Annotated in this window: 13 protein-coding genes; 9 read left to right on the top strand and 4 right to left on the bottom strand. The window is 46.0% G+C overall.

Annotated elements, in window-relative coordinates; all coding sequences use genetic code 11:
- Positions 1-10: 10 nt before the first annotated feature.
- The 3 genes from H8S65_RS02190 to H8S65_RS02200 form a co-directional block, all read right to left on the bottom strand.
- On the bottom strand, positions 11-3,277 hold the full coding sequence (locus H8S65_RS02190; protein WP_255489010.1) for a SusC/RagA family TonB-linked outer membrane protein: 3,267 nt from the start codon (positions 3,275-3,277) through the stop codon (positions 11-13).
- Between the two features lie 243 nt (positions 3,278-3,520).
- Positions 3,521-4,543 (bottom strand): FecR family protein, encoded by a 1,023-nt coding sequence (locus H8S65_RS02195; RefSeq protein WP_186928326.1) that lies wholly within the window; start codon positions 4,541-4,543, stop codon positions 3,521-3,523.
- A 228-nt stretch (positions 4,544-4,771) separates the two neighbouring features.
- Positions 4,772-5,356 (bottom strand): RNA polymerase sigma-70 factor, encoded by a 585-nt coding sequence (locus H8S65_RS02200; RefSeq protein WP_186928327.1) that lies wholly within the window; start codon positions 5,354-5,356, stop codon positions 4,772-4,774.
- Positions 5,357-5,504: 148 nt separating this feature from the next.
- On the opposite strand from H8S65_RS02200, the gene H8S65_RS02205 reads away from it, so the two are divergent.
- Positions 5,505-6,485, top strand: coding sequence for a linear amide C-N hydrolase (locus H8S65_RS02205; protein ID WP_186928328.1), 981 nt, complete (start codon positions 5,505-5,507; stop codon positions 6,483-6,485).
- Positions 6,486-6,597: 112 nt separating this feature from the next.
- Positions 6,598-6,951 (top strand): thioredoxin family protein, encoded by a 354-nt coding sequence (locus H8S65_RS02210; RefSeq protein ID WP_186928329.1) that lies wholly within the window; start codon positions 6,598-6,600, stop codon positions 6,949-6,951.
- A gap of 106 nt (positions 6,952-7,057) precedes the next feature.
- Here H8S65_RS02210 and H8S65_RS02215 read toward each other — a convergent pair whose 3' ends face one another.
- Positions 7,058-7,723 (bottom strand): DUF5715 family protein, encoded by a 666-nt coding sequence (locus H8S65_RS02215; protein WP_186928330.1) that lies wholly within the window; start codon positions 7,721-7,723, stop codon positions 7,058-7,060.
- A gap of 101 nt (positions 7,724-7,824) precedes the next feature.
- Between H8S65_RS02215 and H8S65_RS02220 the strand changes: the two genes are divergently transcribed.
- The 7 genes from H8S65_RS02220 to H8S65_RS02250 all read left to right on the top strand — a co-directional run bounded on the left by H8S65_RS02220 (position 7,825) and on the right by H8S65_RS02250 (position 13,813).
- Positions 7,825-8,067: a hypothetical protein gene (locus tag H8S65_RS02220; protein WP_186928331.1), complete on the top strand. Its 243-nt coding sequence runs from the start codon at positions 7,825-7,827 to the stop codon at positions 8,065-8,067.
- A complete protein-coding gene (locus H8S65_RS02225; RefSeq protein WP_186928332.1) occupies positions 8,058-8,372 on the top strand; it encodes a type II toxin-antitoxin system RelE/ParE family toxin in 315 nt (104 codons plus the stop codon). The genes H8S65_RS02220 and H8S65_RS02225 overlap by 10 nt, the downstream gene beginning before the upstream one ends.
- A gap of 122 nt (positions 8,373-8,494) precedes the next feature.
- A complete protein-coding gene (locus H8S65_RS02230) occupies positions 8,495-9,517 on the top strand; it encodes a PhoH family protein (protein WP_186928333.1) in 1,023 nt (340 codons plus the stop codon).
- Between the two features lie 21 nt (positions 9,518-9,538).
- The gene (locus H8S65_RS02235; protein ID WP_186928334.1) at positions 9,539-10,486 is read left to right on the top strand and encodes a phosphoribosylaminoimidazolesuccinocarboxamide synthase; all 948 of its coding nucleotides are present in this window, start codon (positions 9,539-9,541) and stop codon (positions 10,484-10,486) included.
- Positions 10,487-10,497: 11 nt separating this feature from the next.
- A complete protein-coding gene (gene ubiE / locus H8S65_RS02240; protein ID WP_186928335.1) occupies positions 10,498-11,238 on the top strand; it encodes a bifunctional demethylmenaquinone methyltransferase/2-methoxy-6-polyprenyl-1,4-benzoquinol methylase UbiE in 741 nt (246 codons plus the stop codon).
- Between the two features lie 26 nt (positions 11,239-11,264).
- A complete protein-coding gene (locus H8S65_RS02245; RefSeq protein ID WP_186928336.1) occupies positions 11,265-12,005 on the top strand; it encodes a shikimate dehydrogenase family protein in 741 nt (246 codons plus the stop codon).
- Positions 12,006-12,250: 245 nt separating this feature from the next.
- Entirely contained in the window at positions 12,251-13,813 is a 1,563-nt protein-coding gene (locus tag H8S65_RS02250) for an ATP-binding protein (protein WP_186928363.1), read from the top strand.
- Positions 13,814-13,893: the final 80 nt, after the last annotated feature.

Below are 13,893 nucleotides of genomic sequence, written 5' to 3' on the forward strand. Positions count from 1 at the left end.
TTCTATATATTTAAAGTGATAACTTGATTCCAAATTGCAAACTACGAGTCAGTGGGAATGCGGTATATTCAGGATCCCATCCTTCCCAACCGGTAAATGTATAAAGGTTCTTTCCTGTCAAAAATAGTTGCAACTGACCGATAACTCCCGTTTTTTGCAATAACTTCTTATCGAACGTATACATCAAAGAAACATCCTGAAGACGGACAAAACCTCTACTCTGATAGATATCGGTCGCAATCTGCTGGTTCCTGAACAGGGCAAGTCCCTCATTCGAGCGATTCTCCGGTGTCCAATACTCCCGGGTAGAAGGCTGGTTCAGACGGATTACATAATCAGAACTATTATTAGGAGCCAAAAGACCGTTACCTCCCATATAATAGCCTCCTCCACCCAACATCGAGTTCAGCATAAAGTACAAAGACCAGTTTTTCCATGTCAACGTATTGTTAAAGCTGAAGCGGCAACTCGGATTCTTGTTACCGATGATCTTACGGTCATGTTCTGCATCGATCTTTCCATCTCCATTCAAATCGGCATACTTCTGTTGTCCCGGATACCAACCGTCATAAATTTCACCGGAATACAAGTCCTCCTCTTGCCAAACACCGATCATCTCATACGAATAGATAGCCCCGATCGATTCGCCGACAAACCAACCGTTCGTCAAATCCTGTGTAGCCCCATCACCATAGAGTTCTGTAATCTTATCCCGATTCAACGAGAAAGTCAAACCTGATGTCCAAGAGAAATTACGATTCTGAATGTTTACGGAATTAAGTTCGACTTCCAAACCTTTATTCTCCACACCGCCTAAGTTGGCCCAAACCCAGCTATATCCGGTGACATTCGGCAACGTACGCTTAACCAACACATCCGACGTCTTTGATTTATACACTTCAAACGAACCGTTCAGACGCTGGTTAAAAAAACCGAAATCGACACCGAAGTTCCAAGAAGAGGTACGTTCCCATTTCAAGTCCTTATTAGCCATCGCAGAAGGGTATAAAGAGATCACCTTGTCATCATTATAATTGTAAGCACCTAATCCTAACTTAGCAAGTGAAGCATAACGACCGATTCCCTGGTTTCCATTCTGTCCATAAGAAAGACGCAACTTCAAATAGGTATCTTCAAACGGATTAAAATCTTCTTCCGAAATCACCCAACCGATAGACGCGGAAGGAAGCGTCACATATTTATTATTGCTACCGAAGCCGGAATAACCATCCCGTCGAACCGTACCCGTCAACAAATAACGATTCTTATAGCTGTAATTGACACGTCCCATCAGACCGACATTAGATTCCTGCCAAGCCGTACTTGCTTCGGTAAACAAGGTCCCGATACCCAAATTGTTATATCCCAAATTGTCCGTATCAAACGATTCGGCAGTAGCAGTAGTCTTATCTCCCCATCTCTTTTCCGTCGTATAAACAAATGTAGCATTCAACGAATGATCACCAAACTCTCTTTGGAAAGCGAAAATATGGTTGAACAAATAGGCATTTTCATTTTCCGGTTCTTTCACAGCCTTTCCGTTATTAATAAAACCGCCATCCACGTCTGCCGGATAAAACGTATTATTATCCCGATGATAGCGAGTCGTAGAATAATTGAAATCATAAGACAAACCTTTGATAAAAGGAACATCCACACGTCCGGTCAACGTTAGGAAAAGCGTGTTTCGCAAATCCGAATTATCGATAGCCAGATATTGCAACGGGTCTTTCATGGCCGATTCATTCGCAAACTCCATCCGATAATATCCCGGCGTATCAAAATCATAAGTAGCCATAGGAGTCGCTTTTGTCGCATAATCAAAATTGGCAGAAACACCCGAATAATCACGATGGGAAAAATTGACATTTGCTCCGATTTTCAACCAATCCGTCACTTTCGTATCTACTTTCGCATTGAAAGTATAACGTTTGAACTGGTCATTCAACAGCAAACCTTCTTCATCATGGTAAGCACCTGACAAATAATAATTGACATATTCCGAACTCCCTCCGACACCTAAGTTATAATCCTGTGTCAAACCGGTCCGCATCACTTTATCTATCCAATCGATATCCGTGCCCAACATATAGTTATCTTTCTCTTCCTGCGATCTCAAATAATAGGCTCTCGCCTCTTTAGTCGAAACATCCGGATAAGCGGGACGGCCGGCATCACTTGTCGGATTTGTCTGATACCAAGCATGCAAGTCCTGCTGATTGGCATAATCAGCCAAACGCATCGTATACTCTTCCGCATTCATATAGCTTGCGCTGTAGTTAGAGGCAGACTGTGTTCCTATCGACATATTGAAGGAAACGGTCGGTTTCTCTGTTTTCCCTTTTTTAGTCGTTACCAGAATCACACCATTTGCAGAACGTGCACCATACACAGCCGCCGCACTTGCATCTTTCAAGATATCGATACTGCTGATGTCGTTTACGTTGATATCAGACATAGATCCATTATAAATAATACCGTCCAAAACGATCAGAGGATTTTGAGAGGCAGAAAACGAATTTGTCCCGCGAATACTCAAACTTACATCTTCTCCGGCATATCCGCTCTGAGCGGTATTGACACCGGCGGTAGATCCGACAAGAGCCTGAGATAAACTCGTATTAGAGACAGCCAGCGAATTTTCCAAATTAACCCTTTTCACAGCACCTGTCAAGTCTTTCTTTTTCATAGTTCCATATCCGACAACCACTACTTCTTCCAATGTTTCGGCATCTTCCCGGAGTGTTATAGTATAGGATGTCTGATCATTGATTTTTATTTCTTGAGAGACATATCCGATATAAGAAACTATTAACGTTGCACCTGGTGCAACGTTAAGGACGAAGCGTCCTTCCGAATCGGAAATAACGCCGTTCATTGTTCCTTTTTCCACAATGTTCGCTCCGACTACCGGGCCAAATGCATCCAAGACAACACCTATGATCTTCTTTCCCTCTTGAGTGACTTTTGTTTCCTCAACCTTTTTCTCCGTTATTATGATATTCTTATTATAAATCTTAAAATCACAATCCGGCAGAATCAATGCCAATATCTCCGATATATTTTTATCTTCGGCATTCACTGTGACTCGCTTGTTCGCGTTAATGACCTTGTCATTATAATAAAAAGTAAACTCACTCCTACTCTCTATTCCTTTTAGGACTTCTTTAACAGTAGAATTTTCCATGCTGAGGTTTATCCGAGTACTTTGTGCATAAGACTCTGTAGCAGAAACCCTAAATAGCATAACGGTTAACATAATCAGGACTAATTTCATAATCCGAACATTTTTGTGTGTTAAGAAAGGGTGCAAGACATCCTTTCCATTAAAATTATTCATATTTTTACATGGATTTTTTTGTTAGACTTTATCGCTGAGCTCCGCCAAGAGAAGCGATAGGTTAATAAAATTCTTGAATAGGTGGATGTTACCGCATTCACCTATTACCTTTGTAATTCTCGCATCATTCCTCCTTTCCCATATTCTTCTTATTTTTAAGGTTAATACTCCGCTTTTATACTATTCCGGTATAATATATGCTTTTCGATCCTTTATCTCGTACCTGATAGGAGCGATCAAACTTATTGCCTCCAACACCTCCTCGATGCTCTCCTGCCGGATCGTGAACGAAAGGCGGGTAGAAGCGGCAAACGGCTTCGGGCATTCGATATCCATATTATAGCGTCCTTCCATGCTGATCAAAATATCAGACAGATAGTCGTTGTCGAACACCAGGCGGTCCTTGATCCAGTCGGCATATAAACCGACTTTGGCTTCTTCGACTGAAGAGACCTGGTCCGACTTCCGATACCTGAACAGTTCGTTGGGCTTCAGATAAACGGGTTCTTTTATGGTCTTTCCCGAAATTTTCACACTACCGTTTAATAAGGCTGTCTGTACCAATTCATCGGAAGAATAGCTATCGACATTGAAGCAGGTTCCCAGAACCTCGACATCTATCTCTCCCGCCTGCACGACAAAAGGCTTTTTCGCATCTTTCGCCACTTCAAAATACGCTTCGCCTTCCAAAGTCACCAACCGCTTGTCACCGGCAAACTGGTTCGGATAAGTCAGTCTGGTTTCCGAATTCAGCCAGACGACCGATCCGTCAGGCAACGTGAACCGGCCTTTGCTTCCTTTTGCCGTTATCAGTTGGTTTTGCACGACGATATCGGGAACGGAATGCTCCCTCCAACTGCCGATAGCATAGCCTATCCCCAATAAAAGCAGCAACACGGCAGCGACCCGCGTCCAACGCAAAATGACTGATAATGGTTTTCTCTCCGCACGCGATTCCTTTTCCATACGCCCCTGCTCCTGCAAGATGCGGTCTTTCAGTTTCCCCAAAGCGATATCGACCTCCAACTCATCCCCGGCAGCGACATTGCAAGAGAGCCACAGGTCGCGAGTTGCCGTAAAATCATCCCGGTTATGATCCGATTGTTTCAGCCACTGAAGCAATAACGTCTTCTCTTCCAGTCCTGCCGAACCATCCAGATAGCGGATTATGACTTCGTTGATATCGTATGTTTCTTCTTTCATCACAGATACGTTTATTAGTAATACAAGAAAAGGAGTTTTCACCCTACCTCCTTTCGTAAAAAAAATCAAGAGAGCATGGCGCAAATGTCTTTCTTTAAATACTACGAATAATTCGTTGCTTTTTCTCAGCATTTCCCATACAGGTGAGAATCTTTTCTCATGCACGTGAGAATAAATTCTCATGCCTGTGGGAAAACTTTCTCACACCGATGAGAAAAGATTCTCAAGCTAATGAGAAAGACAAGTCACTGCCAGTGCCAACAAAGGGAATAAGTCTTTTTGGGCAAGATGCTGCTTCAAGCCGTAAAGGGCTTTGCTTATCTGCTTTTCAACCGCTTTGACGCTAATGTCCAGTTGTTCTGCAATCTCGCGGTTTTTCAAGCCGTAGCTCCGGCTTAGCATAAATATTTTATGGCATTGAGGGGGAAGGGTGTTTATGTAGGACATGATTTCCTCTTCCAGTTCTTTCAATAACAGGCTCTGCTCGGAATTTTGCATATAAGAAGTGACATACTGATCCAAGATATCCGCTTCCCTTGCCGGTTCCAGGGAGCATACATTCTGCGGCTTTTTATTCAACGCATTCAGGGCGTGCGTATAAACCGCCCTGAAAAGATAGGACTTTACAGCAGCATCTTCAAAGCGAATGCTTCCACGCCGCTTCCAAAGTTCAAAAAAGACATCCTGCACGACATCTTCAGACAAGTCCTTGTCGCCGACAAAACGGAAAGCATACGCCCGCAAAGGTTTATAAAAACGCTTAAACAGTGTTTCCAATGCTGCAAAATCCTGAATGCTTCCTTTTCCTGACATAAACTTATAATGCCTAATATTCGGCAAACATAAATAAAAAGACGTAAATATCGGAATATTTAAACATGTTATTTTAAGTATATCTGTTGAACATTCAAAGTACAACCTTGTTTTTCGTAAATTCATAACTAATCAAATATTCAAGATTATGTGTACAAGAGCCGTATATTCAGGAACAAACGGGATGGTTGCAACCGGCCGGTCGATGGATTGGAAAACAGAAATGCATAGCAATATCTGGGCGTTTCCCAGAGGGATGGAACGGAACGGAGAAACAGGAGAAAACTCGCTACGCTGGACATCCCGGTATGGCAGCGTGGTGACTTCCGCCTTCGAAATAGCCAGCACGGACGGGATAAACGAAAAAGGGTTGGTCGCAAACCTGCTATGGCTGCCCGATACTCAATATCCGGCAAGGGACAAAAGCAAACCGGGGCTTACGATCGCTGCCTGGGTACAATACATGCTGGACAATTTTGCGACTGTGGAAGAGGCTGTTTCTTATATCAAAGAGGGCTCTTTCCAGGTGTTATCGGAAATGATGCCGGACGGTTCGCGTTTGGCGACTCTGCATTTATCCGTTTCCGATGCAACAGGCGACAGCGCAATATTTGAATATGCCGGCGCTAAGCTGATGGTCTATCACGATAAGGAATATAAAGTGATGACGAACTCGCCGACGTACGACAAGCAGTTGGCGCTCAATGAATATTGGAAATCAATCGGCGGGCTGACTTTCCTCCCTGGCACGAACCGGGCATCCGACCGCTTTGCCAGGGCAAGCTTCTATATCAATGCAGTCCCTAAGACCGATAATGAAAGAATAGCGATTGCAAGCGTATTCAGCGTTATACGCAATACTTCCGTCCCTTACGGCATATCTACTCCTCAAAGCCCCGAAATTTCAACTACACAATGGAGGACTGTTTCGGATAGCAAGAACCTGGTTTATTTCTTTGAATCGAGCCTGACGCCGAATACATTCTGGGTGTGCCTGCATGATCTGGATTTTTCCAAGGATGCGCCGGTGCTTAAATTGCCGATCGCCGACGGCGAAATCTACCACGGCAATACAGCTAAGGAGTTTAAGCCGGCACAGCCTTTTAAGTTTATGGGCATACAGAATTAAGAAAGCATTATGCTTATGACATTACATATTGACAATTTTATAAGCAATATTGCTATTTACAATACCCCGGTTTTATGTGTATCTTTGCAGTATTAATTTAAAAGTAAACGATATGACACCCATTGAATTAACAAAAGCGGAATTTATACAGCGAGTAGGGAACTTCGAAGAAAATCCTCAGGATTGGAAATATGTGGGAGATAAGCCTTGCATAGTGGACTTCCATGCTCCCTGGTGCGGTTACTGCAAACGCCTGGAGCCGATACTCGACGAGTTCGCTAAAGAATATGACGGACAGCTTTACATCTATAAAGTGAATGTGGACAACGAAGAAGAGCTGGAAGCTGCTTTCAAGATCCGGACAATCCCGACTTTACTCCTCTGCCGCATGGACGGGAATAAAGAAATGATGCTCGGAACGATGGGCAAGCCGGAACTTCGCAAAGTGATCGAAGGTATCTTATAATATACCTTCTCAGGTCAGGCAAGGGGAATGAATCAGGTGGCAGACCGCTAATCCTGATCCATCCCTTCGACTTTTATACGGATCGAACGGGGAGTCCGCCACGTTATTATTTCTTTTCCCGGACGGTTATATGGAAACAACCTTGCTTGCGTTCGTGCTTGACATAGCAACGCTCTTCCCGTTTCAAATCGCGCAAGACCATTGCCAGCACCATCTTCAACCGGTCCTTGTCTATGTTCAAGGTGTCGCTCTCGTCCACTTTGGCATAACGCACCCACGAGACATCGAAAGTCGTTCCGTAGCGGTGAGCCGAGTTCTGGGAAGAGTTGGTATTTCTTTTTTTCAGGTTCTTGACATCATCGACCGTGCGGGTGACGCTGGTTACTTTGACTTTATAAATGGAAGCATTCAGGTTGCGAAGGGAATCCTGGAAATTATGTCCGATATCTTCCAGCAACTGTGCGGCAGAGGGAATCAGATAGGGGATGGAATGCGTCAGCTTTTCCACTTCATAATATTCGTTGGTTTCGATCTTTTCCATCTCCTTTTTCACTTTCTCCGCTTCTTCACGGTTCGATGCAGGTTTGATGCCGATACGCTCGGCCTCGGCCAGATGCACATCGTTCAAGTCTTTGAAATCGCGGTTATAGCTTCCGTTATACCAAATGCGTTTCAACTCTCCGCGTTCTTCCTTTTTCCCACAAGACGAACATATCGCTGCCACCGAGCAAGCAGCCACTATCAACCAGATATTAAATACAATCTTTTTCATTATTTCTCTTTTAACGAAAACAAAAGTAACCAAGATTCACTGATTTCAAAATATTAATGACTATTTTTGTGAATCCGAATATAAACTAAATAGCTAATTGTATGGATGCATTGGAATTAAGATTATCGCTTATCGAACAACTGAAAACGATCGACGACGTAAAGCTGTTGACACAGATCAAGAACTTGATCAAAATTGCAACGGAGAAGAAGGAAACACGCTATCCGGCACAGATGACGCTGGATGAATTGAAGGCAGTATTGAAGAAATCAAGAGAAGAATCCAAGAAAGGATTAGGCATGACAACGGAAGAATTACGCAAACGACACCCATTATGCGAATAAAAATCAAGTGGTTGCCTCAAGCCATCGCCTTACTTGACAACATTTACAGATTCTACAGCAAAAAGAGCCAGACCGCAGCTATCCGTTTATACAATAAACTATTGGATTCTGCCGAACCTTTACGTGTTTTCCCGCAAGCCGGACCTATCGAACCGCTACTGAAAGAATATGATTGCGAGTTTCGTTCCCTTGTCGTCGAGAAACATTACAAGCTGATTTACACGGTTACGGACGAACTGATCGAAATCCACGCCGTATGGGATTGCCGCCAGGAAGGATGGCGCCTGCAAGAAATGTTCAAATAATCTTCACGAAGACGCAACAAAATACGTCACAATTTCTTTTTACATAAAGAATATTACTAATTTTGTCTGCCTGAACGAGAGTGGTAAAAATCCGCAACAAAGGCAGAACTAAAACGAATTGAATGATTGAACGAATTTATATTCTTGAGAGCGTAGACCCGGTTATATTCTACGGAGTAAACAATGTCAACATGCAGTTGATTAAGACGTTGTTCCCCAAGTTGCGCATAGTGGCAAGGGGAAATGTGATGAAAGTGATCGGAGATGAAGACGAGTCGGAACTCTTTCTCAAGAAAATTCGCGAGGTAGAAAAATATTGTGAAGAATTCAACTCGCTGAGCGAAGATGTCATACTGGACATCATCAAAGGCAAAGCCCCGGTGATCACCAAGCAAGAGAACCTGATCATCCACGGGATGAACGGCAAACCGATCGTCGCCCGCACGGAAAACCAGCAACGCCTTGTCAAAGCATTCGAAGAAAACGACCTCGTCTTTGCCACAGGCCCCGCCGGGACAGGTAAGACATTCGTCGCCATAGCCCTCGCCGTAAAAGCCCTAAAAAACAAGGAAATCCGCAAGATCATCCTGAGCCGTCCGGCAGTGGAAGCCGGTGAGAAATTAGGATTCCTCCCCGGCGAGATGAAGGACAAACTCGACCCGTACCTCCAACCCTTGTATGACGCCCTGCAAGACATGATCCCAGCAGCCAAGCTGAAGGAATATATGGAGAACAACGTGATCCAGATCGCCCCCCTCGCCTTTATGCGCGGACGGACGCTGAACGATGCGGTCATCATCCTCGACGAAGCCCAGAACACGACGACGCACCAGATCAAGATGTTCCTCACCCGCCTCGGAATGAATGCCAAGATGATCATCACCGGAGACGTGACGCAGATCGACCTGCCGCCGACAGCAACCTCCGGACTCGTACAGGCCATGCAAATCCTGAAAGGCGTAAAAGGAATCGGCAAAGTCGAATTCGAGAAAAAGGACATCGTCCGCCATAAGCTCGTCCAGCGTATCGTCGAAGCCTACGACAAGTTCGACAGCAAACAAAACCGTAGGGGCGATTCGCGAACCGCCCCCAGGGAGCAAGAAAAGATAAAGAACAATATTAATAACAGTCAGGACGCCCGATAAGCGCCCCATAAAAACTAAGGTATGAAGAAGGCATTAACAAAAACAGACTTCAATTTCCCAGGACAGAAGAGTGTCTATCATGGTAAAGTACGCGACGTGTACAACATCGACGACAACGTATTGGTGATGGTTGCAACAGACCGTATCTCGGCATTCGACGTAGTCCTGCCGGAAGGCATCCCCTACAAAGGACAGATGCTGAACCAGATCGCCGCTAAATTCTTAGATGCGACAACCGACATTTGCCCGAATTGGAAACTGGCTACTCCCGATCCGATGGTGACTGTAGGCGTGATGTGCCAAGGATTCCCTGTTGAAATGATCGTACGCGGTTACCTCTGCGGAAGCGCATGGCGTGCTTATAAGAGCGGCGTACGCGAAATCTGCGGTGTAAAACTGCCGGAAGGCATGCGTGAAAACGAACGTTTCCCCGAACCGATCGTTACCCCGACGACAAAAGCCGAGATCGGCGAACATGATGCCGACATCTCCAAAGAAGAAATCCTGGCCCAGGGCCTGGCTACTCCCGAAGAATACGAACTGCTGGAAAAATACACGCTCGCCCTCTTCAAACGCGGCACGGAGATCGCAGCCGAACGCGGCCTGATCCTTGTCGACACGAAATACGAATTCGGCAAACATGGCGGCAAGATCTACCTGATGGACGAAATCCATACGCCAGACTCTTCCCGCTATTTCTACAGCGAAGGCTACGAAGAACGTTTTGCCAAAGGCGAACCGCAGAAGCAACTCTCCAAAGAGTTCGTCCGCGAATGGCTGATGGAAAACGGTTTCCAGGGCAAGGCAGGCCAGAAAGTACCCGAAATGACTCCGGCTATCGTGGAAGGCATCAGCGAACGCTACATCGAACTGTATGAACACATCACAGGCGAGAAGTTCGAAAAAGGCGATACGGACAACCTCCTTTCGCGCATCGAAAAGAACGTAACCGAATATCTCAACAAATAAGATAAACGGATATGGCGAAGTACGGTTCAGAACAGATTCTACCCTACAACAACGAGGAACACAAAGCTACACAAGTCAGACGCATGTTTGACTCCATCGCTGGTACATACGATCGGCTGAACCATACGCTCTCGCTGGGTATCGACAAAATATGGCGCAGGAAAGGGATTGCTTTCCTGCGCCCTTTTTCCCCCGCCTCGATCCTCGATATCGCCACAGGCACGGGAGACCTGGCTATCTCCATGTACCGCCGCCTGAAAGCCGACCGCATCATCGGGGCCGACATCTCGGAGGGCATGATGGAAGTCGGACGGCAGAAAGTCGCCGAAGCGGGATTGTCGGACCACATCTCGTTCGAATACCAGGACTGCACGGCACTGACCTATCCGGACAACTCGTTCGATGCCGTCACCGCCGCATTCGGAGTACGCAACTTCGAGAACATTGAGCAAGGGATCGCCGAGATGTACCGGGTGCTGAAACCGGGCGGCCATCTGATGATCCTGGAACTGTCCTCGCCGGTGCATTTCCCGATGAAGCAGCTCTACAACATCTATTCAAAAGTCGTGATCCCCACCGTCGGACGCCTGCTTTCAAAAGAGCGTACAGCCTACAGTTACCTGCCGGCCTCCATCCGGGTGGTTCCGCAAGGGAAGGTAATGACCGACCTGCTCAGCCGCGTTGGTTTCAGCGAAGCCCGTTCGCGCACTTTCACTTTCGGCATTTGTTCGTTATACACGGGCAGTAAATAAACATTAATCATCTTAATTTACAGGTCATGCAAAAATATGGTTTAATAGGATATCCCCTCGGACACTCTTTTTCGAAGAACTACTTTAACCAGAAGTTTGAATCCGAGAAAATCGATGCAACTTATCTGAACTTCGAGATCCCGAACATCAAAGATCTGAAGACTGTATTGAAGGATAACCCGGAACTCTGCGGTCTGAATGTCACCATCCCCTACAAGGAGCAAGTCATTCCCTACTTAGATGATCTGGACGAAGACGCCCGCCTGATCGGAGCCGTCAACGTCATCAAATTCACAAAAGGACTCTTCGGCAAAAAGCTGAAAGGCTACAACTCCGACATCATCGGTTTCAAGCGCTCCATCGAGCCACTCCTGAACGAGACGCATCGCAAAGCCTTGATCTTAGGGACAGGCGGCGCATCGAAAGCAGTCTTCCAGGGATTGAAGCAATTGGGCGTCGGCGCAACATTGGTTTCCCGTAAACCGAAAGAATTCTGCATCACCTACGAAGAGATCACTCCGAAGACGATGGAACAGTACACCGTCATCGTCAATACGACTCCGTTAGGCATGTTCCCGAATATCAACGCCTGCCCGGATATCCCCTACGACCTGCTCACTCCGAACCATCTGCTGTACGACCTCTTGTACAACCCGGATGAAACCCTTTTCATGAAGAAAGGCAAAGAACACGGCGCCGTCGTCAAGAACGGATTGGAAATGCTGCTGTTGCAAGCGTTTGCAGCTTGGGAGATCTGGCAGAAATAAAAGAAAAGGGGGCTATCGGAAGCCCCCACCGCTGTAAACGGATTAAAGAAATTCCCGGTTCGAAAGCAAAAGCAATTTTGCCCTCATACAAAAAGGCTCCTAAGCATATAAAGAATCCAAATACTGAAATTGTCACAAGATACGATTTACAGCCATAAAATAGAAACAAAGGATTCATATTTGTCAATAATCAAATGAATGCTATCTTTGTAAAGCCGGTACATAAACGTACCGGCAACCTGCTTATGGACACAGCGATCAGAAAGATGCCTATCGGCATACAGAGTTTTGAAGATATACGGAGGGATAATTATGTGTATGTAGACAAAACGGAGATTGTCTACCGCCTCGCCACGATGGGAAAACCCTACTTCCTGAGCCGCCCGCGCCGCTTTGGGAAGAGCTTGCTTATCTCTACCCTCGAAGCCTACTTCCTCGGCAAAAAGGATCTCTTCAAAGGGCTGGCTATCGAGAAGCTCGAACAGGACTGGGTGACTTATCCGGTGCTGCATCTCGATCTGAATGCGGAGAAATACGATTCGCCCGAAGCGCTGAACAAGATGCTGGAGCTTCATCTTAACCGTTGGGAAGATACTTACGGAAAAAGGGAAGGAGAGGCAACTCTTTCCGGACGTTTCGCCAACATCATCCGCCAAGCCAACCAGCAGACAGGCCGCCAGGTCGTCGTCCTGATCGACGAATATGACAAGCCGCTCTTACAGGCTCTCGGCAAGGAGGAATTGCTCGACGCATACCGATCGACACTGAAAGCGTTCTACGGCGTACTGAAAAGCGCCGACCCGTTCCTGAAATTCGTGTTCCTTACCGGCGTGACGAAATTTGCACAAGTGAGCGTGTTCAGCGACCTCAACCAGTTGATGGATATAAGTATGCATCCTGACTATATAACAGCTTGCGGAATTACAGGTGAAGAACTGGCCGCTAACTTTCATCCGGAGCTGGAACGCATCGCTAAAGAAAACCATCTGACGGAAAAAGAGATCGTAGAACTGATGAAAAGGAAATATGATGGTTATCATTTTAATGAGCAATCGGTCGGGATATTCAATCCGTTTAGCGTCCTGAATGCATTCAATAGCCGGAGGCTCGACTACTTCTGGTTCCAGACAGGCACGCCCACCTTCCTCGTCGAACTGCTCAAAAAGAGCGAATACGACCTGCGTAAAGTGATCGACGGACTGGAAACACAGGCATCGGCCTTCACAGAATATCGTGCAGATGCCAACAACCCCATACCGCTTATTTACCAGAGCGGCTACCTCACGATAAAGGAGTACGACCGTGAATTTCAACTCTACAAGTTAGAGTTTCCCAACGAGGAGGTACGCTACGGCTTCCTCAGTTTCATCGCGCCTTTCTATACTTCCATAACGGACGACGACAAGGGTTTCTATATCGGCAAGTTCGTGCAGGAGCTTCGTGCCGGCAACGTAGATGCTTTCCTCACCCGCCTGCGTGCCTTCTTCGCCGACTTTCCTTACGAACTGAATGCCCGCACCGAACGGCATTACCAGGTCGTATTCTATCTCGTGTTCAAGCTGATGGGACAGTTCTGCGATGCCGAAGTACGCAGTGCCCGCGGACGGGCCGATGCTGTAGTCAAAACAAAAGACTACATCTATGTATTCGAGTTCAAGCTCGACGGCTCCGCGTCAGAAGCATTGGAACAAATCGAGCATAAAGGATACCTGATCCCCTACACGGCCGACGGACGGCAATTAGTGAAAGTCGGTGTCTCCTTCGATGCTGAAGAACGAAATATCGGGGAATGGGAAATCCGGTATTAATCCAAATCCGGTACATTAATAGATAATAATTTAGAAAAACTGATCCTATATTTTAGGCACGGATTTCACGGATTACACGG

It is taken from the genome of Parabacteroides hominis, assembly GCF_014287585.1.
Lineage (GTDB): Bacteria > Bacteroidota > Bacteroidia > Bacteroidales > Tannerellaceae > Parabacteroides > Parabacteroides hominis.